This is a genomic window from Flavobacterium lacustre (assembly GCF_027474525.2).
In the GTDB taxonomy this organism is placed as follows: domain Bacteria; phylum Bacteroidota; class Bacteroidia; order Flavobacteriales; family Flavobacteriaceae; genus Flavobacterium; species Flavobacterium lacustre.
In genome coordinates this window covers 2699757-2723210 of the sequence record NZ_CP114882.2, presented here as the reverse complement: position 1 = coordinate 2723210, position 23454 = coordinate 2699757, and the positions used below count along the sequence as shown (strand labels likewise).

At 32.6% G+C, this 23454-nt stretch carries 18 protein-coding genes; 4 read left to right on the top strand and 14 right to left on the bottom strand.

What is annotated here, in order from left to right:
• Window positions 1–63 precede the first annotated feature (63 nt).
• The 11 genes from O6P34_RS11790 to O6P34_RS11740 form a co-directional block, all read right to left on the bottom strand.
• Window positions 64–1791, bottom strand: a complete 1728-nt coding sequence (locus O6P34_RS11790) for a sodium:solute symporter family protein (RefSeq protein ID WP_269684709.1) — start codon at window positions 1789–1791, stop codon at window positions 64–66.
• Window positions 1792–1914: 123 nt separating this feature from the next.
• Window positions 1915–4446, bottom strand: a complete 2532-nt coding sequence (locus O6P34_RS11785; protein ID WP_269684708.1) for a PIG-L family deacetylase — start codon at window positions 4444–4446, stop codon at window positions 1915–1917.
• 299 nt (window positions 4447–4745) lie between these two features.
• Window positions 4746–5252: a hypothetical protein gene (locus O6P34_RS11780; RefSeq protein ID WP_269684707.1), complete on the bottom strand. Its 507-nt coding sequence runs from the start codon at window positions 5250–5252 to the stop codon at window positions 4746–4748.
• Between the two features lie 171 nt (window positions 5253–5423).
• Window positions 5424–5741, bottom strand: coding sequence for a hypothetical protein (locus tag O6P34_RS11775; RefSeq protein ID WP_269684706.1), 318 nt, complete (start codon window positions 5739–5741; stop codon window positions 5424–5426).
• Between the two features lie 182 nt (window positions 5742–5923).
• Window positions 5924–7744 carry a BamA/TamA family outer membrane protein gene (locus O6P34_RS11770; RefSeq protein WP_269684705.1) on the bottom strand — a complete coding sequence of 607 codons (1821 nt, stop codon included), beginning with the start codon at window positions 7742–7744 and terminating at the stop codon, window positions 5924–5926.
• Between the two features lie 101 nt (window positions 7745–7845).
• Window positions 7846–9042 carry an AI-2E family transporter gene (locus O6P34_RS11765; RefSeq protein WP_269684704.1) on the bottom strand — a complete coding sequence of 399 codons (1197 nt, stop codon included), beginning with the start codon at window positions 9040–9042 and terminating at the stop codon, window positions 7846–7848.
• Window positions 9043–9200: 158 nt separating this feature from the next.
• Window positions 9201–9731, bottom strand: coding sequence for a mechanosensitive ion channel domain-containing protein (locus O6P34_RS11760; protein ID WP_269684703.1), 531 nt, complete (start codon window positions 9729–9731; stop codon window positions 9201–9203).
• 11 nt (window positions 9732–9742) lie between these two features.
• Window positions 9743–10327: a Maf-like protein gene (locus tag O6P34_RS11755; RefSeq protein ID WP_269684702.1), complete on the bottom strand. Its 585-nt coding sequence runs from the start codon at window positions 10325–10327 to the stop codon at window positions 9743–9745.
• Window positions 10320–11240, bottom strand: coding sequence for a geranylgeranylglycerol-phosphate geranylgeranyltransferase (locus O6P34_RS11750; RefSeq protein WP_269684701.1), 921 nt, complete (start codon window positions 11238–11240; stop codon window positions 10320–10322). The genes O6P34_RS11755 and O6P34_RS11750 overlap by 8 nt, the downstream gene beginning before the upstream one ends.
• 48 nt (window positions 11241–11288) lie before the next feature.
• Complete coding sequence (locus tag O6P34_RS11745; protein WP_269684700.1) at window positions 11289–11816, bottom strand: KdsC family phosphatase; 528 nt, start codon at window positions 11814–11816, stop codon at window positions 11289–11291.
• Complete coding sequence (locus O6P34_RS11740; RefSeq protein ID WP_269684699.1) at window positions 11800–12573, bottom strand: Rossmann-like and DUF2520 domain-containing protein; 774 nt, start codon at window positions 12571–12573, stop codon at window positions 11800–11802. Before O6P34_RS11740 ends, O6P34_RS11745 begins: the two co-directional genes overlap by 17 nt.
• A gap of 199 nt (window positions 12574–12772) precedes the next feature.
• Between O6P34_RS11740 and O6P34_RS11735 the strand changes: the two genes are divergently transcribed.
• On the top strand, window positions 12773–15976 hold the full coding sequence (locus tag O6P34_RS11735; protein WP_269684698.1) for a cytochrome c biogenesis protein CcsA: 3204 nt from the start codon (window positions 12773–12775) through the stop codon (window positions 15974–15976).
• A 52-nt stretch (window positions 15977–16028) separates the two neighbouring features.
• Here the strand turns inward: O6P34_RS11735 and O6P34_RS11730 are convergent, their stop codons facing one another.
• Window positions 16029–17201: a helix-turn-helix domain-containing protein gene (locus O6P34_RS11730; protein ID WP_269684697.1), complete on the bottom strand. Its 1173-nt coding sequence runs from the start codon at window positions 17199–17201 to the stop codon at window positions 16029–16031.
• A gap of 452 nt (window positions 17202–17653) precedes the next feature.
• Here O6P34_RS11730 and O6P34_RS11725 point away from each other — a divergent pair, with 452 nt between their 5' ends.
• From O6P34_RS11725 to O6P34_RS11715, 3 genes are all read left to right on the top strand, one after another.
• Window positions 17654–18121 carry a T9SS type A sorting domain-containing protein gene (locus O6P34_RS11725; RefSeq protein ID WP_269684696.1) on the top strand — a complete coding sequence of 156 codons (468 nt, stop codon included), beginning with the start codon at window positions 17654–17656 and terminating at the stop codon, window positions 18119–18121.
• A 3-nt stretch (window positions 18122–18124) separates the two neighbouring features.
• Window positions 18125–20620, top strand: a complete 2496-nt coding sequence (locus tag O6P34_RS11720; RefSeq protein ID WP_269684695.1) for a DUF8740 domain-containing protein — start codon at window positions 18125–18127, stop codon at window positions 20618–20620.
• A gap of 811 nt (window positions 20621–21431) precedes the next feature.
• Window positions 21432–21815, top strand: a complete 384-nt coding sequence (locus tag O6P34_RS11715) for an HU family DNA-binding protein (RefSeq protein WP_269684694.1) — start codon at window positions 21432–21434, stop codon at window positions 21813–21815.
• A gap of 162 nt (window positions 21816–21977) precedes the next feature.
• On the opposite strand, the gene O6P34_RS11710 is transcribed toward O6P34_RS11715, so the two are convergent.
• Together O6P34_RS11710 and O6P34_RS11705 are read right to left on the bottom strand one after the other, a co-directional pair.
• Complete coding sequence (locus O6P34_RS11710) at window positions 21978–22763, bottom strand: anti-sigma factor (protein ID WP_269684693.1); 786 nt, start codon at window positions 22761–22763, stop codon at window positions 21978–21980.
• The gene (locus O6P34_RS11705; protein ID WP_269684692.1) at window positions 22763–23293 is read right to left on the bottom strand and encodes an RNA polymerase sigma factor; all 531 of its coding nucleotides are present in this window, start codon (window positions 23291–23293) and stop codon (window positions 22763–22765) included. The genes O6P34_RS11710 and O6P34_RS11705 overlap by 1 nt, the downstream gene beginning before the upstream one ends.
• Between the last annotated feature and the right edge of the window lie 161 nt (window positions 23294–23454).

Here is a 23454-nt window from a genome sequence, read left to right as displayed (position 1 = left end):
AAATCCCGTTTCGTGAATTTCGAAACGGGATTTTTTGTTTTAAAATTATTAAAATTTAGAAAATTAGGCCACAATTGATGTTCGTTCTTTCCTGAAAATCGTCCATTGAAATAAGAGTGATATCACAATTGTGAGTATTGCTCCAATGAAATTTAACCACAAATAGCCTAATTTTTCTTCACCGCTCGGATAAATATAAATAGCATAATAATAGATTACAAAAATAGTAATTTGACTTAAAACCGCACTATAAAAAATGGCTTTAGATTGTACTTGATTGATATAAAAACCAACCAGAAAAATTCCTAAAACGGTTCCGTAAAATATAGAACCAATGATGTTTACCAATTGAATTAAGTTTTCAAATAAGGTTCCGATGCACGCAAAAAGAATAGCGATGATTCCCCAAAGTAACGTGAAAAATTTAGTCGCATTCAGATAATGTTTCTCTGATTTTTCTTCCTTCAAATTCCGTTTATAAATATCTATTGCCGTTGTTGATGCCAGCGCATTCAAACCCGAAGCCGTTGATGACATCGCTGCCGAAATAATAACAGCCAGCAATAACCCTATAAGTCCTTTGGGCAAATAATTAAGAATAAAGTGAAAAAACACATAATCTTTATCATTCGTTTCGCTGTTGCTATCTGCTTTTAATATGATTTCTTTGGCACGATCCCGTAAATCTTTTTCTTTATTAGATAAGGCCACTAATTCTTTTCGAAGAATAGGATTGTCATAATCCTGATTGAGTTGATCGATGTACAATAAATTGACTACTTTTTTATCTTCGGACAAGACCTCTAATTTTTTTTCCAGAACGTGATATTCCTCTTTGAATGCTGATTTTTCAATAATTAATTTATTGTTCGGATTAAAATTCAAAGGAACCGGATTAAATTGAAAAAAGACAAAAACCATCACACCGGTTAGTAAAATAAAGAACTGCATAGGTACTTTTAGAAGTCCGTTCATGATTAGTCCCATTTGGCTTTCTTTTACTGATTTTCCAGATAAATAGCGTCCAACCTGAGATTGGTCTGTTCCAAAATATGCTAAAGCAAGAAAAAAACCACCTGTGATTCCACTCCAAAAGGTATATTTTTCTTCGGGATCAAATGAGAAATTGACAACATTCATTTTATCATTTGCTCCGGCAATATGCAAAGCGCTGGTAAAAGTCATGTCATTAGGTAAATAATGCAAAATGAGAAAAAAGGTGATAAACATCCCAGACATAATCACAAACATTTGTTGTTTCTGAGTAACATTCACGGCTTTTGTACCTCCGGAAAAGGTATAAATAATGACCAAAAGTCCAATAACAATATTCATATAGGTAAGATTCCATCCTAATATTGCCGACAATATTATCGCAGGTGCATAAATCGTGAGTCCCGTTCCTAAACCTCTTTGGAACAAAAAAAGTAAAGCGGCTAACGAACGCGTTTTTAAATCAAATCGTTTTTCGAGATATTCATAAGCAGTAAAAACTTTGTATTTGTGATAAATAGGAATAAAAGTGACACAAATAATCACCATGGCTATAGGCAATCCAAAATAGAATTGTACAAACCCCATTCCGTCATGATACGCTTGCCCCGGAGTTGATAAAAAAGTAATCGCACTCGCTTGTGTGGCCATAACCGAAAGTCCAACGGTGTACCAAGGCGTTTCATTATTACCCAGAATAAAATCTTCTACGTTTTTACTTCCTTTGGTTTTCCAAGCACCATAAATAACGATGAATAATAGTGTGACTATAAGTACAATCCAATCAAACAGTTGCATAAGTTAAGAGTATAATTGCATGATTAGACAAAAAATCAAAATATAAATCGCATTGGCTACAAGAACCCAAGTGTAACTTTTTTTCCAGGTTTTCATTTTTTTAGTTTCCATAATTTTACGGTTTTAAGGTTTTACTTGTTGAGCAGGTAAAACGACTGGAGATTTTAGTGAAATAATATTAGACAGTAATCGATAAGCTCCGGAAACTCCTTCGGGTAATTCTCTAAAAAGGCTCAAACCGGTGTAAATATAATACCCTTTTCCGTATGGCGCGACTAATAAGGCTCCGTTTTTTGGTTTTTCTCCTTTGTCATTAGAAGATAAAATAGGAGTAAAGGCAGTGTCAAATACATTGGGATAATTCAATCCTTGTTCTTGTTTCCAGCCCTCAAAATCTTTTGCTGTAATTTTATTCGGAGTATTTAATACCGCATGATTTGGTGCCAAAAAGCGAACTTCGGCATTTTCTTCTGTTACTCGATCGCCAGAAATTTTTAGAGGATATGGAGCTATATTTGGCGTTACAAGAGTAGTTGCAGTGTTGTATTGTACCAGCATTGTTTTTCCTTCTTTTACAAAATCAAAAAGAATGCTTTGTTTATTTGCCAATGCCTGAACGGTATTGTAAGCACGAACTCCAGTAATTATAACATCCAGATTAGTTAATTTTTCAGCAATGATGTCTTCGGGTTTCAGCAATGTCACTTTATATCCCATTTGCATTAAACTTTTAGGAACTTCATCACCGGCACCCATAATGTATCCAATTCGTTCATCGCTTGTTTTTAAATCTAATTTAATGCATTTGGCTTCTGCATATTTCAACACTTGTTGTTTGGTGATGTGATTGTATTCAATGATGATTTGTTCTTTGTCATATCGTCTATTATCAATGATAGCAACGCTTTTGGCAACAGCCTCATCGGATTTTTCTGGAGCGGTAACTTCAAAATAAACGATTTGTTCTGTTCCGTTTTTTTCTAAAGTAAAAGGAATTGATTTGGGAGTAACAATCCAATTATCGGGTAATTCTAATTGTAAATTTCCTTTTATATTGTCTTTTCCGGATTTAATTTTCACGCCTACCGTTTTACTTTTGGTATCTTTAAAAAGCAATACTTTGTCTAAAATAGCTGTGGTAACTTCCGGAACAATATCCAGATAATTATAGATTTCGCCTTTTACATCATCATTATATTTATAGACGACATTTTTTTCAACAGCCATTTCTATATCGTTGATTAAAACATTGAAAATTACTTTAACTTCCCTGATTACATCCGGGATTCCTATATTTTTCTGTTCCTTTACCGTATACATTCCTTCGGTTCCTTTATCTTGTAGCCAATACGGTTGTGTGTAATTTACCGTGCTTGGCAATTGTAAATCAAGATTAAAATTTTGTAAAATATTATTTTTCAAAACCAGATTTTGAAGCGTATTTTTTTGATTTGGTAAAGTAGTTACTTGTATTAATTGTATTGGAATCGGACTCCTATTTATAGCTTCAATTTTAAGTTTCAAAAGACTTCCCGGAGTGGCTTCCTGATTCGGGGCAACAGCTTCAAGATATAAACCGGAACAAGCAATAATTATTTTTTTTATCTCTTCGGATTTTAACGTTGCCCAATTATTTTCGTCTAAAGATTGCATCATATTATTGGCTTTCGCCAAAGCGGGAATACTCGCTGATGGATTATTAAAGTCAAATTGGGAAGCAATTTTAGTCAGCAATTCGCCAATTGGTTTTCCGCCTTTTACGCGATTCCAACTCGTATCAATTCCTTCAAAAAGAGAGGATTTATTCTGTACTGGTTCACCATTTATAAATTCTAAATATTCCATTTCTTCCCCTCGGCTTCCTGTGCTTCCAAAACCTTGTGATTGATGTCGGCTACGGCTTAAAGCAGCTATTTCCTGATTTGATTTTCCAATAGAAGGAAAATAAACACCAGTTTGTATCGCCATTAAATTCGTTTTATCCGCTTTATTAAATTTTTCCTGACTTCCATAAAACCACCACGAAGTATTGAAAAATTGGCGTTTTGCCTGCCATGGCTGTACCAAATTTAATTGTTCCGGAAAAATGGTTGGATTATTGGTTAAATTAAAACTTTCTACGCTTAACATTGCAGAAGCTGTATGATGTCCGTGAGTTGTTCCCGCTGAGCGATGGTCAAAACGATTGATAATTACATCAGGCTGGAATTTTCGAATGGCCCAAACTACATCCGAAAGCACTTTTTCCTTTTCCCAGATTTCTAATGTTTCTCCCGGGTTTTTAGAAAAGCCAAAATCATTGGCACGGGAAAAAAGTTGTTCTCCACCATCAATTTTTCGGGCTTCAATGAGTTCTTGAGTTCGGATTACTCCCAATAATTCTCGCAATTGTGACCCAATCAAATTTTGTCCGCCATCACCGCGTGTAAGTGATAAATAGCCGGTTCGTGCTTTGGTTTCATTCGATAAATAAGAAATTAAGCGTGTATTTTCATCATCAGGATGTGCGGCTATATAAAGAACGGAACCCAGAAAATTAAGTTTCTGAATTTGATTATAAATTTCAACTGAATTGGGTTTTAACGGCTGCTGTGCATGCAATATCGGAATGGTAAAAAGAAAAATAAAGAATAATTGTATAGCAATTTTTCGCATAGCGTAAATTTTTGTTTTGTCTTAGCTTCAAAAATAGTAATAAAAAGGACGGATTATTTACTCTAATTCAAAACATTATGTTAATATTTTTCTTTTAAATGGCACCGTAGAAGGATAACTGCATTTTTTTGAATCAAATAAAGAAATAAATAATCAAGAGTGTAAAACGGAATAAATCATTTTTAATACTTTAACTCAATCCTATTTATTTGATTGGTTAAAATTATTTCAAAGGATGCTATAAAAAAAGAGAGCACCATTATTTGGTGCTCTCTTTTCAAATTCATTAGGTTTAGGAATTAATGTTTCCCATGTCCACGACCATGTTCTCTTTCTTCTTTATGACCATGATTCCCGTTATTTCCTTTATTTCTATTGTCGTTACCATAATTTCTATTATTGTTATAGTTTTTATAATGGTTATTATGATTACCTATATTTCTTTGTGGTCTTCCTTTATATCCTCTATAATATTTTACTTTGTGTTCTTTGTAATGAGAATAAGGTCTTGAACCATGATAATCATTTAAAACTACTTTATATCCGTTATATAAATCATAGTTTCGGTATTGATTTGGTAAATATCTGGAGCGAATCCATCTTCCTCCGCCAAAATAAATAAATTGGGTTGCTCTTACATCATAATAGGCTTGAACATCCGGTAAATAATAATATTCTACTGATGAATATCCTGCAGGTCCCCAAGCCGGTGGTGAACCAATATTTACGTTTACTGAAATTTGTGCTTCTATCGAACTGGATACCAAAAGGGTGATTCCTACGGCGATTAATTTTAATGTTTTCATTTTGTATTTTTTTAATTAATAATTATTCATGTACACTTGTTTAAGGGTATTTTCAACAACTGTGCCAATAAAAAATATTAACATTTAATTGGGTTTTTTAGGTTTTCTTTAAAATAAAAAAGAGAAGTTATTGAAGCTTCTCTTTTTCTATGGTAAGTAGGTAGACTTGGATTATAATAAAAGAATCAACAAAAGGATAACAATAATGATAGCACCAACTGACAAATAAACTCCATTTCCTGTAGATCTTAATTCGGCATTAATGGCTCTAACTTCTTTACGTAATGCTTTTTTTTCTGAAGATTTTAATTCGGATTTGTCCATTGTTTTAATCTCTTCTAATCGATTCAGCAGTACTTTAACTTCTGCAGGAACTTCTTTTGAATCATTAGTAATAGCTGTTGGAGTTTTTTCTTTAGCCATCATTTGGGTAGGTAAAATACTTAATGACAATACCATCATCATTAAATAAAAGGTAACTTTTTTCATCTTATTTGTAGTTTTAGTTTAACATTATTGTTAGAGTAAAGATAGAAGTTATAGCCTGTCATTTGTTGTATAGTTATTGTTTTAAGTTATAAAATTCACATATTTAATGTGTTATGATTTTGAATTTTAGAGAAATCAAAAGATGATTTAACAAGCCTAATAATGATCTACAAAAAGATTGTTTATTTAAAAATTACGGTACGAGGTTTTGCTAATTCAAAATCTTGAAAACCAAAATCAGAAGTTTCGAAAGCATTTGTTTTAAAAATGTTTTGCCCGCTGCCGGGAATCGACGGATAATAAGAAAGCGATAATTGAAAAGAGCTGAATACCAGAAAGTCATTATTAATTATTAAACCAATTCCAATTTTTGAATATGCTTTGCTATCAAGTAAGCCTATTTGGTCGTTTCCTAATAAGGCAATCGAATAATTAAAATACGGATTCAAACGAAATCCCCATAAATCCCAAGGCGAATATGCTTGTGTTTGTAAAGTAAGCATCATCTTTTTAGTTCCATATACGGCGCTATTAAACCCTTGAATACCATAATTTTCATTAATGGTAAGTTGATCTCCTATAACGTTCAAACGGTTTAAACCAATTATAACTTGTGGTTTAATAAATTGTCTTAATTTCCATTTTCCAAGTTCTATCGGATGGGTAAAATAATTGATTTGAAAGGAAAAAGTAGTTTGACTCGTAGTCGATTTATCAAAAAAAGTTCCTACTTCAAAATTAGTACTTAGAAATCCCCAGTCATAATAGTTTCCAAAAGAGGCCTGACCGCCTAAATAGAATCTTCCTTTGTGATTTTTGTATTGGTATCCACCGGTAATTCCGTAAATTTTTCCAATGGGAACATCCTCAATAATTCCGTTTCTAAATATATATTTGTCTTGAATAAATTTTCTGGAAGTTATACCAATACCTGAAAGAAAAAGTTTTTCACTAGAATAAAAATCGACAGGATCATAGGCTATAGTAGGACTTTCGAGATAATTGATGTTCAAATAACGTCCGGATACAATCAAGTTTGTTGTTCTGTTTTTTTCGGTATTTCCTTTAAAAATACTAAACGCATGTCCAATCCAATAATCTTGAGAATTGTATTTAAAATTTTGTTGTGCATACACCAGATTAACATCCTGAAGTGTATCCTTTCGGAACTGCTGATCAAAGTAAATACCGCCGGCCCATTTTGCAAAAGGCGAATAAAAAGGACGATTTATATCGATACTTTTACCAAAATAATTATCTAAATCAATATTGTATTTAAATGTTGTTTTGATAAAGGAATTCTTGATGTTAGGAACCGTATAATCTAAATTATAAGCGTTTTTTCCGTCACTGAACCGATTTGTGAATTTGTTTTTAAATTCGTGACCAATTCCCATGAAGTTTTTTTCATTCAATTCAAAAGAAGATCTGGAACTAGAAACAGAGCCTTTTGGAATAAGACTCCAAGAATCGATTACCCGAATAAAAACATCAACAGAATCCGAATTTTTTTCTGATAATTTAAGATCAATTCTTACACTTCGAATGTATTTTTGACTTCTGATTAAACGTTCTGATTCATTTATCAGCAAAGAATCTAAGGGTTTGTTTTCTCTAAAAAGCAATAAATTCCGAATAGCTAATTTTTTAGTTTTAAGATGGATTCTATTTCCGGTTTTTTCAGCCCAATTTTTCGGTTCCCTGTTAGAATCTTTATCAGAATATCCGAACGGATCTAGTGTTTCAATAGTTATATTCCGAATAATTTTGCCTTCAAATTTTTGCTGGATTCTTGGAAGAACTCTTTTCTTTTTTATTTTTACATTAACCGGTTCAAAGATTAATTTGTGAAGCAGCTTGGTAAATTTATTTTTTTTAGAATAGGTTTGAATGTCTTTGTATACCGCAGAAGAATCCTCTTTTGCCTGACCTACTTGTGAAAAAGAAAGGGGACAATAGCTGAATACCAGCAGAAAAAGGAGCAATTTTTGTTTTTGAGACATTTGAAAAAAATTAATTTTCATTATAACGACAATAATTTAATAGTTTCTTTTTTGGGGATTTTTCAACTATTAAATAATTATATAAATTTTAAATCAGTATTTCATTCCTTCTTATTTATATCCGTTTCAGTAGTGGTTTCCGTAAATACAGGAACTGTTATATCTGTTTTTATCAAAATGTTTTTTGTTTCTGTTTTTGAATCAAAAAGCGGTAGTTTTATGTTGCGCCAAGTATATGTTTTTGGCAAATGATCTCCCATCAAATATCCCCATGCTTCTAAAGATTCAATTCTATCAAAAATCACTTTTAAAATAGCTAAAACAGGAATGGCCAGAAACATTCCGGAAACTCCTGCAATTGCACCACCAATTATAATTCCTATGATAGATACAAAAGCGTTTATTTCTACTTTTGAGCTGACAATCATAGGCACCAAAATATTATTATCAATCAACTGAACAATAATACTCACAACAATTACGCCAATAATGATTGATAAATCAGGAGATCCTGTCAGCGAGGCAACAATACTCAAAATCCCAGCAAACAGTATGCCTATGTACGGAATAAGGTTTAGAATTCCGGTAATAATACCTAGCAAAATGGCATATTTTAAGCCAATTATCATAAATCCCAAAGTGGTTAAAATAGAAACTACAATCATTTCTATAATCAAACCCACAATGTAACTTTTTACAGCTACTTTAATTTGATTTAAAATCTCACGAAGTTTAGGATGAGACTCTTTTTTAAACAATTTGGATAAAAACAACATAAAATGTGTTTTGTACAAAAGAATCAGAAAAGTATAAATAGGTATTAAAGTAATATTTAAAATAGTATCTGTAAACGACAGCAAAGTGGTTCCTATAATTTCCTTTCCTTTTTCCATGGAATCTTCGGTAGCGCTATCTAAATATTCTTTTTGTTCTCTAGAACTTAAATGAAAATTGTCGCGCACAAATCGTTGAATATTATTGAGATGAATATTCAGATTTCGTTCTATTTTATCAAAATCTTCAATAATATCACTAATTTTAAAAGAGAGAAAAATGAACAAACTCAAAATGACCAATACAAAAATCAGCACTGTTATAATGACTCCCAAAACATGCGGAAAATGTAATTTTGATTTTAAAAAAGCAACTATTGGCTCTAATAAAATGGCAAACAAAAATGACATCACTACAGGAACAATAATATTCTGACCAATGAAAAGTATATAAGTGATACTTATTAAACCCAATAAAATAAGGGTTATTTTGGCATAAAAAGGGATTTTTATAATCGGATTCATATTTTTTTGTTTTAGAAAAGACACTCAATTATTAGAATTAAATCATTGTTAGTCTAATCAACAAAAATCTTGTTTTAAAACTCTAAAACCTTATAGATTTCTATCTAAATGTTATAAAATTTACACTTCATAGTAAAGCTTCACAATGAATTAAAGCTTTAATCTACAAATTCTTTATCCTCATAATAATTTTCTAAAATTGAAATTCCTTTTTGCAGCAGCAAATTATTTGGATAAATAATCTTTTCGCCATCTTTGGTTTTCAGGTAAACATGAAACGCACTGATGTCTTTAATTTCGGCTTCGATAGGAAAATCTTTATCGTGAATACGAATGATATCACCAATTTTGAATGGAAATGAAAAAAACAAAATAATTCCGGAGGTAATATTGCTCAAAATAGACCATTGTGCAAACATGGCTACACCAACAACAGTTGCTATCGAGGAAAGAGCAATAAAAATATCATTAGGTTCAACGCCCCAAATGGTAATCAATGCAATTACCGCCAGAATGTTAATTAATAAATGAATGTATTTGATGACCAGATTCGTCCGATGCTCAATAATTTGACTTGATTTCGCATATTTTTTTACCACTTTTGTAGTGATAATTCGCAATGAAATTAACAAAACAAAAAGAATTCCGGTGCCAATTATTTCTCGGGTAAACTCGTTGAAAAAAGTCATACATTACATTTTTAGGCTAATTTACTTAAATATTCATAGACTTTGTCCGTTGGCATTCCCATAACATTAGCATATGAACCTTCGATTTTTGAAACTCCAATGAAGCCAATCCATTCCTGAATACCGTAGGAACCTGCTTTATCAAAGGGCTTGTAGTTTTTTAGATAATAGTGAATTGCTTCGTCTGTCAATATATTGAAAGTCACTTTTGTAATTTCGTAAATCAAATCTGTTTTTTCCTGGGTTTTGAAACAGACCGATGTAATCACTTCGTGAGTGGCATTTGAAAGCGATTTGAGTATTGCAAAAGCATCTTCTTCGTCTTTTGGTTTTCCCAATGCAGTTTCATTATGCCAGACAATTGTATCGCTGGTGATAAGAATTTCGTTGGGTTTTAATTCTCCTTCAAAAGCACTTGCTTTCAGCGCTGCTAAATAGTTGGTGATTTCGGCCGCTTTCAATTCAGGAGGATAAATCTCTTCAATTTCTTTCAACCTGATTTCAAAATCTAAGTCTAAATCTTTAAAGAATTGTTGGCGTCTTGGTGAACCCGAAGCCAGAATTAAAGTGTATTTTTCTAATTTATTTTTAAGCATTGTACATCATATTTAAACTAATAACAAGAATTGAAAGGATACCAAACAACAGAATCCATTTTAACAGTGAACTCAAAACATGAAACTGTTTTTGTGAGCTAGCAGACCAAATTTTTAAACTAAAATAGAGTAGTGGCCCCACTACAAAAAGTAACAGATAAATCGTAACAAACAACAACGGCATAAGGTAATTATTAATATACAAAAGAATTGCACATACAGGAATGAAACTCAATATAGAAACAACTTTAGCCGTTCTCGAAATTCCAAGTATAATTGGCAAAGTTCTCATTCCTTGATTATAATCTCCATTTACATCTTCTAAATCTTTAACTATTTCTCTGATAAAATTAATCATGAAAGCAAAAACTGCATAATCAATAAGTATCGAAAAAAGATTCGCCATCAGCGGTTGATTACTTTGATTTACAACAGGAAACAAATCAAAAATGCCAATAATAATTACACTGAATGAAAGTAATAAAGCGACAATAAAATTACCTATAAGCAGCATTTGTTTCCAGTTTACTGCATAAAAATAAAGCGTTGCGGCAATCAAAATAAAGAGAGAAGCAAAGCCCGGTTTAGCAATCACATTCGACAAATAAAAACCAATTGAAACGCCCACAATATTTAATGCTACATAAATAGAATAGGCATTTGTTTCCGAAATACTTTTGCCAACAATTACATTATTGGGTTTATTGTCATTGTCAGTGTCTTGGTCAAAAATATTGTTGATAACGTAACCTCCGGCAGCTATTAAAACAGTAGATAAGACTAATAATCCGTATTGCCAGTCATTTAATGCTAAAGGTATATTTTGTAATTTCAAAAAACCATACCGAAAAATGAGCTGCATAAACGCCAGTAGGAGTAAATTGGGATATCGTATTAATTTTAAAAAATTCATTTCTTTATTGTAAATTATAAGCTAAAACGATATCCGTAAACTTGAAGACTAATCAAGTTTACCATCAAAATGAGCCATCCATTTTCCTTGTACTTTCATCACTTGTTCTATAACATCACGAGCAGCACCTTTTCCTCCGTTTTTATGCGAAATGTAAGTAGAAATTGCTTTAATTTCTGGACTAGCATCCTGAGGACAGGTTGGTAATCCTACTAATTTCATCACGTGATAATCCGGAATATCATCGCCCATATACAAAACATGCTCCGGGTTAATGTTATATACATCAGTGTATTCGTCAAAAGTTTCTACTTTATTTGGAGTACCTAAATGAATATCTGTAATTCCTAAATTTCGAAGTCTCACTCGGACACCTTCATTACTTCCGCCCGAAATAATACACACATTATACCCGCTTTCTACAGCTGCTTTCATGGCATAACCGTCACGAATATTCATAGTTCTTAAAATTTCTCCTTCATTGGTAACAAAAACCGAACTGTCTGTAAGTACACCATCTACGTCAAAAACAAACGTAGTAATATCATTCATTATTTCTTTATAACTTTTTGCCATTATCTTGTATTGATTGTGTTAGGATTTTATAAATAGTAGATTGATTTTTATTTGTCAAAAATAATTCATGTGCTGCAATAGTTTTACTGTCATGTCGTTTTGCCGGCCCCGTTTGTGCTTCTTCGGGAGTAAGCGTATTAATTTTTTCGGCAGTTTCTTGAATTAATGGTTTCAGAATTTCAAATGGAACTTGATTTTCGGTGCATATAGAATGTCCTATCTGGTACAAATGATTCACAAAATTATTGACAAAAACGGCTGCAACATGAAGTGCTTTTCGTTGCTCTGAATTGATGGCGAAAACTTTTTCAGAAATCGTTTTTGCAACCTTTTCCAGCAATTGAAAATCGGTTGCATTTTCGCTTTCCAAGCAAATGGGGATTACTTTAAAATCAACCATTTTATCTTTCGAAAAAGTTTGTAAAGGATAAAAAACACCTTTTCTGTTTTTAGTGTCTAATGCATCTAAAGCAACACTTCCTGAGGTATGAACGACTAATCTATTATTAAACGGTAATTGCGATGAAACCTTAGAAATAGCATCATCTGAAACAGAAATGATATATAAATCGGCTTCTAATAAATCGTCAAAATTAGTAGCGATTTTGTCTAAATCAATCAAGTGGGCAACCGAATCTTTTTGTCGGGCAAAAACCTGAACCAATTCAATTTTGGAATTCAAAGAAGCTGCATCCTGAAAAGTTCGAATTAAATGCTGCGCTACATTTCCGGAACCTATTATGATTATTTTAGTCATGTGGCAAAATTAGCAAAAAAAATGAAAAATTCTGACTAATAAAACGGTTAGATTTTAAAATCAAAATCGTTACAAAAACACGATTTTTAGGCTATTGGAGCGTTACTTAATTTTGGATTAAATTAACAAATGTGCGAATATAGAAGTCAACATTTTTAAGTACTTTTGTGGCACTTTTATAAAACGTAATCCCTTACAAATGGATAAAAAATTATACTCTTTTTTGTTTTCTACACGATTAATGGCAGTCTTGTTTTTAACTTTTGCAATAGCAATGGGCGCTGGAACTTTCATTGAAAGCAAATACAATACGGATACCGCCCGAATTTGGGTTTATAATTCTTGGTGGTTTGAAGCCATTATGGTTTTCTTCATGATTAATTTTATTGGAAACATAAAACGGTATCAATTACTGAAAAAAGAAAAATGGGCAACTTTATTACTACATTTAGCTTTTGTTTTTATTCTTTTGGGCGCTTTTGTAACGCGATATATCAGCTATGAAGGAATGATGCCTATTCGCGAAGGCGCTGCTGAAAATCAAATTTTCTCAGATAAAACCTTTCTTACGGTTTATGTTGACGGGGAATATAAAGGCGAAATGAAACGTCGTATTTTCGAGCAACCTTTATTGCTTTCGCCAGTAACCAACAATAATTTTAGCATCAAAAATAAATTTGCAGATACTCCATTTGAAGTGACCTATGAAAACTTTATAATGGGAGCAAAACAAACGATTAAGCCCGATAACAAAGGAACTTTATATTTAAAATTAGTTGAAGCAGGTGAGGGTGGACGTGAAGAACATTTCTTGAAAGAAGGCGAAGTTCAAAATGTTCATAATGTATTATTTGCCTTAAATAAATACACGGAAGGTGCGATAAATATCAACACAACAGGAAAAGAATACACGATTCAAACGCCTTTTGAAGGAAATTTTATGCGCATGGCTGATAAATTGAAAGGGCAAGTTACCAAAGATATTGTGCAACCCTTGATGATGCGTTCGTTATACACCATTGGAGAAAAACGTTTTGTTTTTCCTGATCCTGCTGTAAAAGGAGTAGTAGCATATGAGTCTGACAATGATTTTAAAGCCAAAAATCATGAAGACGCATTAGTTTTGAAAGTGACTGCCGAAGGTCAGGAAAAAGAAGTGACAATCATCGGTTCAAAAGGAAAAATTGGTGAAGCTAAAACCATAAAAATCGGAAATATTGATTACAGTTTTTTCTATGGAAGCAAAGCGTATATCTTGCCTTTTAAAATAAAACTGAATGATTTTATTGCCCAAAAATATCCGGGAACCGAAAAAAGTTATTCTTCTTTTGAAAGCCAGGTTACCGTTCAGGATTCTCTAAAACCATTCGATTACAAAATATATATGAATCATGTTCTGGATTATGGAGGATATCGCTTTTTTCAATCTTCTTTTGATCCGGATGAAAAGGGAACTGTATTGTCTGTAAACCACGATTTCTGGGGAACAGCGATTACATACAGCGGTTATTTTATGTTGTTTTTTGCTATGATGGCGATTATGTTTACTAAACATTCCCGTTTTGCAGATTTAAAACGAAAATTAGAAGTGGTCAAAAATAAAAAAGCAACATTGCTAATCCTTTTGATGTTAGCCTTGAGTTTCAACAGTTTTGCGCAAGAGCACGATCATTCAGAACATGACGGACATGCTCATACAAAAGCGGAAGCTCCTCAGGAAGGTCATGCTGCCCATTCTAAAAAAGCAGTTAACCAAAAAGAATTGGATTCTTTATTGAATAAATTTAAAGTTTCAGAGAAACACGCTGCTCAATTCGGACGTTTGATTATTCAAGATGCTGGAGGAAGGATGAAACCAATAAACACTTTTTCATCAGAGTTATTGCGAAAAGTGAGTCATTCTGATACGTATAAAGAAATGAATTCTGATCAGGCATTTCTATCCATGACACAGTATGCGAGTGTTTGGATTGAAATTCCATTAATTTATATTAAAAGTGGAAACGATAGCATCCGTAAAATTATAGGAATAGATAAGGATGCAAAATATGCGCCTTTTGTTGCTTTTTTCGATGAAAAAGGAAATTATAAATTGTCTTCGTATTTAGAAGAGGCATTTAAAAATGCAAATCCAAATCAGTTCGAAAAAGATTTTATCGAAACGGACAAGAAAGTAAACTTAATGGAATCAGCTTTGAGTGGACGAATTTTAAAGATTTTCCCTATTCCGAATGACGAAAACAGTAAATGGATTTCTTATTTAGAACTCAACGAATCTGGCATGAAAGGAATGGATTCAACGTATACCAAAAGTATTTTGCCATTATATTTTGGAACATTAAGTAACGCAACCACTTCTAATGATTATAAATCTGCCGATGAATTACTGGAAAGTATCAACGGTTTCCAGAAAAAGTTTGGTAGTAAAGTATTGCCAAGTGAAGAAAAAATTTCGCTAGAGATATTGTATAACAAATATGATGTTTTCAAAAAATTACCCTATTGGTATTTGACGGCAGCAATCCTGATGTTATTATTGACTATTATAAACATATTCAAAGAACGTAAAGCATTGATTATTTCAGTTAATGTGATGCATGTCATTATTGGATTATTGTTCGGATTACATACTGCTGGTTTAATTGCGCGTTGGTATATTTCAGGACATGCACCGTGGAGTAATGCTTATGAATCGATTATTTATGTTGCATGGGCAACAATGTTTTTTGGCTTAGCTTTCGACCGAAAATCAAAACTCACTGTGGCGTCATCTGCTTTTGTAACCGCAATGATTTTGGCTGCAGCCTACATGAACTGGATTGACCCTGAAATTGCTAATTTGCAACCTGTACTTAATTCATATTGGTTAATGATTCACGTAGCAGTTATTGTAGCCAGTTATGGACCTTTTGCTTTAGGAATGATTTTAGGAGCGGTTTCATTACTGTTGATTTTGTTTACTAATGAAAAAAACAAAGCCAAAATGGATTTGAATATTCAGGAAATCACTTATATCAATGAAATGGCTTTGACTATTGGTTTAATTATGCTTACCATAGGAAATTTTCTTGGTGGACAATGGGCTAATGAAAGTTGGGGACGTTATTGGGGTTGGGACCCAAAAGAAACATGGGCTTTAATCAGTATTATGGTATATGCATTTGTGATTCATGCTCGATTTGTTCCTTCTTTGAGAGGAAAATGGGTATTTAATTTGATGAGTATGTTTGCTTTTGTATCCATTTTATTTACTTATTATGGAGTAAATTTCCATTTAGTTGGATTGCATTCTTATGCCAGCGGAGAAGCACATTCGTTAAGTTGGATTTGGTATTCGTTAGGAGGAATATCATTATTAGGAGCGATAACCTATCCAAACTACAGAAAATATTATAAGAAATAACATTTCGCTAATTACTATAAAAAAAGGTTCAACTGCAAAGTTGAACCTTTTCTTATTCATCAAATGCAACTTGAATTGTTTTATAATATTCTATTGGTGATACACCTGAAATCTCTTTAAAACTCGTAAAAAAAGGATTGTACGATGTAAAACCAACTTTTTTAGATAATGAATCTAAAGTGTTTGATTTTAAATAATCTAGTTCTATATGCTTTATTGCATCATGAATTCTAATTACTTTTTTATATTCAGAAAAAGATAAAGTTGAATGATATTTGAATAGGTATGACAAATGACTTTTTGGAATTTCTAATTTATTTGCAAAATCAGGCAATGTCAGTTTTGGATCTCTAAATATTTCATATTTAAACGACTGATTCTCTATTTTTTGTATGTAGACCAATAATTTTTTTTCTATTTTTTCTTTTAATATAATATGATGATTATTAGATAATTTTACATCTACAGATGTTTTCCAAACATTTTTTAATATCAGGCTAGAACCTCTGTTTTCGTTTATTTTTTTGTTAAGTACATCATAGCCATAAAGGATTTCAGGAGAAATTAATATTTTAAATAAAACTAGTAACCATATAATTGCCGATATCCATAGATAGCTAAAACCTCTAGCGTAGCTGTTATTAGATATTTCAAGGAATATAGATACCATCAATCTAACAGACAATATAAATAGGGCAATAAATAAATAAGTAGCCCACCTGTTAATTAATTGATTTTGTTTCTGCCCCACATTTATTTCCACTTTATTAATCCAAATATTATTTTTTAATACTTTAAAACATAAAATAAAATAGATTATGGCAAAGCTGCAAAAAATGGGATATATTATGAAAACTAATTTCATGGATAATAGTGAAAGGCTCTCAAGTATTATTATTGCTAAATATAAGAATATTGGAAAAACAAAATGAGCAAGGTCTTTAACACAAAATTTTTTTTTATTAAAAACTAAATTTTTAAAATACAAATAGCAAAGTGGTATTACAACTGATGATAGATTTACATATTTTAAATAGTTAAAACTAAAGGTTCTATCAGAATTAAAATAGATTAGTCCTCCTATGAAAAATCGTAATGAAATTATTATGATTAATAAAATCATATATAGATTCATCATTCTATTGGATTTATAATTTCTAAAAATCAATAGAGCAGTTAATAAACCTACAAGACCAGTAATAATAAAAAGTAGATTTGTAATCATTATAATTTTTTTATAAAAGACTAAGTATTTCTATTTTTAATGATTTTGAATTAAACTCAAAAATCATGAGTTCTAATTGAAAACTGAAAACTATTGTTTTCAATCTTATTATATAATAAAGTTACTAAAAATTAAAAATATTATCCTCATATTTTAATTTATAACGAGAATTAAATTTTAATCTGTATTTCATTTATCCCATTAAAAGATTAGCTATTTACTAATTAACAGTTACTAAAAACTGAAAAGTTGTTACTATTTATTTTAAATTTCAGGACGCCATTTTTTTGTCGTTAAACGGCAAAAATTTTCTTTTATCATTGTTTTTTATTAAAGTTTTTTAACACAATTTAAAATTATAAGAAATATCATTATCACCACTATTTGTATATTTTCTTATAGATACTAATTCAAATAAAAATTAAGATTAATAAACCAAAAACAAATAAATTATGGAGAACAAAAAATTACTTTTTATAGGTGCTATTTTAAGCTGTACTCAAATAAACGCTCAGCAAGCTATAGTAACCTCTGGAGGAAATGCCTCGGGAAACAACGGTAATATAAGCTATTCAATGGGACAGGTCAACTATAATACCATAGGATCATTAGTACAAGGTATACAGCAACCCTTTGAAATTCAAACTTTATTAGGAATTGATAATCCTAATATAAATCTTGAATTAACTCTTTATCCTAATCCAACAACCAGCTTACTTAATCTACTGGTAAAAGATTATAATTCTAAGCCTATTGAATACCAATTATTTGATTTTAATGGAAGATTGCTTGTTAATGATAAAATATTAACTGCGTCCACAACTATTCAAATGGAGCATTATCCTAATGCTATATATTTATTAAAAGTGTTAGAAAGCAATAAAGAAGTTAAGACTTTTAAAATCATTAAAACTAACTAAACTATGAAGAAATTATATATTTTAGGATTGTTATTATTTTTATCAATCACAACATTTGCTCAAGAACAAGATTTTATGAGCTACCAAGCCATAATCAGAAATTCTGACAATAACTTAATAGTAAATCAACCTATTGGAATTAAAATCAGTATTTTACAGGGTTCTTTAACAGGTACAGAAGTTTATACAGAAACACAAACCCCCATTTCCAATGCAAATGGATTAATTACATTGGAAATTGGTAATGGAAATTCAGTTACAGGTTATTATAGCACTATTGATTGGGCAAATGGTCCTTACTTTATTAAGACTGAAATCGACCCAACTGGAGGTACTTCATATACTATAATTGGTACTTCACAATTGATGAGTGTTCCTTATGCTTTATATGCTAAATCATCTGGGAGTTCTATTCCTGGCCCTCAAGGTATAGCTGGAAATGACGGTTTAGATGGAGCAACAGGCCCAATGGGTCCACAAGGTGTAGCAGGTTTAAACGGAATTGATGGTCAAAATGGTTTAGATGGAACAACAGGCCCAATGGGTCCACAAGGTGTAGCAGGTTTAAACGGAATTGATGGTCAAAATGGTTTAGATGGAGCAACAGGCCCAATGGGTCCTCAAGGTGTAGCAGGTTTAAACGGAATTGATGGTCAGAATGGTTTAGATGGAGCAACAGGCCCAATGGGTCCACAAGGTGTAGCAGGTTTAAACGGAATTGATGGTCAAAATGGTTTAGATGGAGCAACAGGTCCAATGGGTCCACAAGGTGTAGCAGGATTAAATGGTGCTGATGGAAATGACGGATTGGATGGAGCTACAGGTCCAATGGGACCACAAGGTGTAGCAGGTTTAAACGGAATTGATGGAATAAATGGTCTGGATGGAGCAACAGGACCAATGGGACCTCAAGGTGTCGCAGGTTTAAACGGAATTGATGGAATAAATGGTCTGGATGGAGCTACAGGACCAATGGGACCACAAGGTCCAGCAGGTTTAAACGGAATCGATGGAGTAAATGGTTTAGACGGAGCAACTGGCCCAATGGGTCCTCAAGGTGTAGCAGGTTTAAACGGAATTGATGGAATAAATGGTCTGGATGGAGCAACAGGCCCAATGGGTCCACAAGGTGTAGCAGGTTTAAACGGAATTGATGGTCAGAATGGTTTAGATGGAGCAACAGGACCGATGGGTCCACAAGGTGTAGCAGGTTTAAACGGAATTGATGGTCAGAATGGTTTAGACGGAGCAACTGGCCCGATGGGACCTCAAGGACCTGCAGGAAATGATGGTTTGGATGGAGCAACAGGACCAATGGGACCTCAAGGACCAGCAGGAAATGATGGTTTGGATGGAGCTACAGGTCCAATGGGACCTCAAGGACCGGCAGGTCTAAATGGAATTGATGGAATCAACGGTTTAGACGGTGCAACAGGACCAATGGGACCTCAAGGACCAGCAGGAAATGATGGTTTGGATGGAGCTACAGGTCCAATGGGACCTCAAGGACCGGCAGGAAATGATGGTTTGGATGGAGCAACAGGACCGATGGGACCTCAAGGACCAGCAGGAAATGATGGTTTAGACGGAGCTACAGGACCAATGGGACCTCAAGGTGTCGCAGGTTTAAACGGAATTGATGGAGTAAATGGTTTAGACGGAGCAACTGGCCCGATGGGACCTCAAGGACCAACAGGAAATGATGGTTTAGACGGAGCAACAGGGCCAATGGGACCTCAAGGACCAGCAGGAAACGATGGTTTGGATGGAGCTACAGGTCCAATGGGACCACAAGGACCAGCAGGTTTAAATGGAATTGATGGAATCAACGGTTTAGACGGTGCAACAGGACCAATGGGACCTCAAGGACCTGCAGGAAATGATGGTTTGGATGGAGCAACAGGACCAATGGGACCTCAAGGACCAGCAGGTTTAAATGGAATTGATGGAATCAACGGTTTAGACGGTGCAACAGGACCAATGGGACCTCAAGGACCAGCAGGAAATGATGGTTTGGATGGAGCAACAGGGCCAATGGGACCTCAAGGACCGGCAGGAAATGATGGTTTAGATGGAGCAACAGGGCCAATGGGACCTCAAGGACCAGCAGGTTTAAACGGAATTGATGGTCAGAATGGTTTAGATGGAGCAACAGGACCAATGGGACCTCAAGGTCCTGCAGGAGAACCTGCAAGCTTATCTGCTACAAGGGATGCATCAAATACTTTTATAACAGATTTAGATTCAGGAAAAATTATTTATTTATCAGGTAATGTTACTGTTTCTGAAAATAATTTATCAAATGGTTTTACTTGTACAATTATAAATACAAACGAAACAGGGTCATTACTAATGAGCGGTTTCTTCTACAGTAAAATTTTTCCATCTGGAGGAAATAATTTAAATATTGAAGCAGGGGCAACTGTTAGATTAAATGTTATTTATATAGCTGGCGTTTTGCGCTATTACGTATCTGGAGATATTTATTCACCTGCTTAAAAAGTTTTTATATAAGGATGAGTTTTCAATGAAGATGTAATAAGAATGAATAACTAACTTACGGCTGCCCTTTTATTAGGGCAGCCTATTTAGTTTATAGTAGGTCAAAGTTCGTAGCAACAAATAATCTATTTTTGATTAAATGTTAATTTATTTCGTAAGTGTTAAATATTTAATTAAAAAAAAGAGACGTACTTTTACTAAGTTTAGCACGCGACTGCTTGCTTTAGTTTATTCTTATAATCGGTAATTGAAAAAAATAATGAATGGGTCTTTTATAATATGATACTAAGACCATAGGATAATATGGGTTCCACAGAGTTGGTTAGTACGCCAATATGGAGATAATGTTGTTTTTAAGATATTAATTATATGAACAATTGGTAAAACTACCTATTGGTTAAATTTCCTTTAATTTTTTATAATCAATAATTTAAAACTATTACAGATTTACTTGAATCTCGATGCCCTTTGCAAATTGCAATTCGTATGGAGATTTTTTGTTGTAATAACAAATTCAAGAGTATCCAAAGCAACTCTTTCTCTTTTCTTCTCTGACTCGAAAATTCTATAGTAACTTTGTGTTTTTTTAAGATATCAAGTTCAATTATTAAAAAGATATAGATATTTAAAATAAAACATATATTTCTTATTATATAAAGATGCATATATTTTTAATTAAACTTATATATCTTTAACTATATTTGTAATTATTGACAACAAAAATAGTAATACAGGTTAGTGGAATGAACATTCATCAACTTAAATATGGAGTAAAGATTGAATAAAATGATAATTATACAATACAAGTATGGCCATACAATTTAAAATGGTACCCAAGAAAAACATATTGGTTTCGCCACCCCAAATCAAATATTACCCTTGTGCGATTCATAATGGAGAGGAAGATTTAGACAGTCTAGCCGAAATAGTAGCTTCGCGATCTACCGTTAGCAAAGCCGATTGTTATGGTGTAATCATTGGTCTTACAGAAGTAATTTCCGAGGCATTAGCAGCAGGAAGCATCGTGCGAATTGATAGTTTGGGTTCGTTTCAAATAACAGTTCAAGGCACTCCTGCCGATACGCTGGAAGAATTGGGAACAGCCAATATTAAAGGCTCTAAAATAAAGTTCAATCCTTCCAAAAGAATGAAGTCCAAACTCAAAAATCTGGTTTTTAAAAGAATGCGATAAAATAGATTATTCTTGATATGCTTAATTAATTTGATAGATTAAAATGAAAAAATATAATTAGCCGTAATTAATGTTTTATTTATTTTAAAGGGATAAGCATTATTTAAAACAAAAAGGTTCAACTTTGCGGTTGAACCTTTTTGTTTTTATAGAAATACTGTTTTATACTTTTCCTAATGTATACAATTGTTCCATTGTAGGAGTTATACTTCCGCCGGCAGGTTCAAGTGTAATTCCAAAAGCTTCGGCTTCTTCCGCGTTATTAACAGCAAACATTTTTTGATTATTCACGTCAAATTTCTCTAATAATCCAATGCTGGTAGGCGTTAACGGATTTAGCTTTAAAGCCCAAACCTGATAAACCATTCCTTTTGGTGGTTCCGGTAATCCTGCGGCATCTACATAAACAACTTTAGTTTCTTTGTTCCAATACACTTTTGCAAAAGATTCCGGAGCTGCAGCTTGTCCACCAAGAGCAACAACCGTGTTTTTCGAATCCCGAACAACGGCTAAACTGGTTTCATTAGCTTTGTTTTTTAATTGTAAAGCATTCAAATCTTTTTCTAATTTTACTTTTTCGAGTGTTGTTGTCGCTACCTGATTGCTAGTTTGATCCAATTGATTGTATTGGTATCCGATGCCTAATAACAAAATAATTGCCGCAGCCCAACCCATGTATTGTGACCAATTTCTGCTTGGTTGTAATTCAATTACATCTGCGTGCTTAAGTTCTAGTTTCGCTTTTATTTTTTCGTAATTTGCCACAGAATGAAACGGAGAAAAACTCGATGATAAAGCTACAATTGCCTTTTCTATCGCAATAATTTCGTCATTAATTGCTGGATTTTTTTTAGCCATCTCGGCTACTTCTAAGTTTTCGGCTTCACTAAGTAAACCATAAACGTAAAGTTCTAATATACCGGATTCTATATATTGTTTCGTTTCCATTATACTTTTAGATAATTTCTTAAATCATTGATACAATTTCTATTGTGTGTTTTCACAGTGCCCAAAGGAATTTCTAATTCATCTGAAGCTTCTTGCTGGGTATAGCCTTTAAAAAACAGTAAATCAATTATTTGAATGCATTTGGGTTTCAGCTTTTTTACAAATTCCTGAATACCAATAGCATCAATTTTATTTACGACTTTATTACTGTCTTCAAATAGATGTACGAAATTATCAGAAGAAAGGTTTTTTTGACTGTTATTAAAATTCTTGGAACGCAATTTATCTATAGAAGTGTTTCTGGCAATATTCAAAATCCATGTATAAAACCTGCCTTTGCTTTCGTGGTAAGAATCAATGTTTTTCCAGATTTTTACAAAAACTTCTTGGAGAACATCTTCGGCTTCTTCGGTATTTTTAACAAGAACTTTAATCACCGAAAACAAACTTTTAGAGTACATATCATAAAGGTGTGTGAACGCTTTTTCGTCTTTCTTGTAAATTAATACTAATAATTCGTCTTGGGTCATATTCGTTTTATTTTGCTTTTACAAACTTATACATTCTTATTTACAATTGACAAATTATATCTGTTTCTATCCTAAAAAAAATACTTTTTTCAAATAATTACATTTTTTTTAAACATTTAAAAATCTGACAATGAATAGTTTATAAAATATTTTGATTTTTT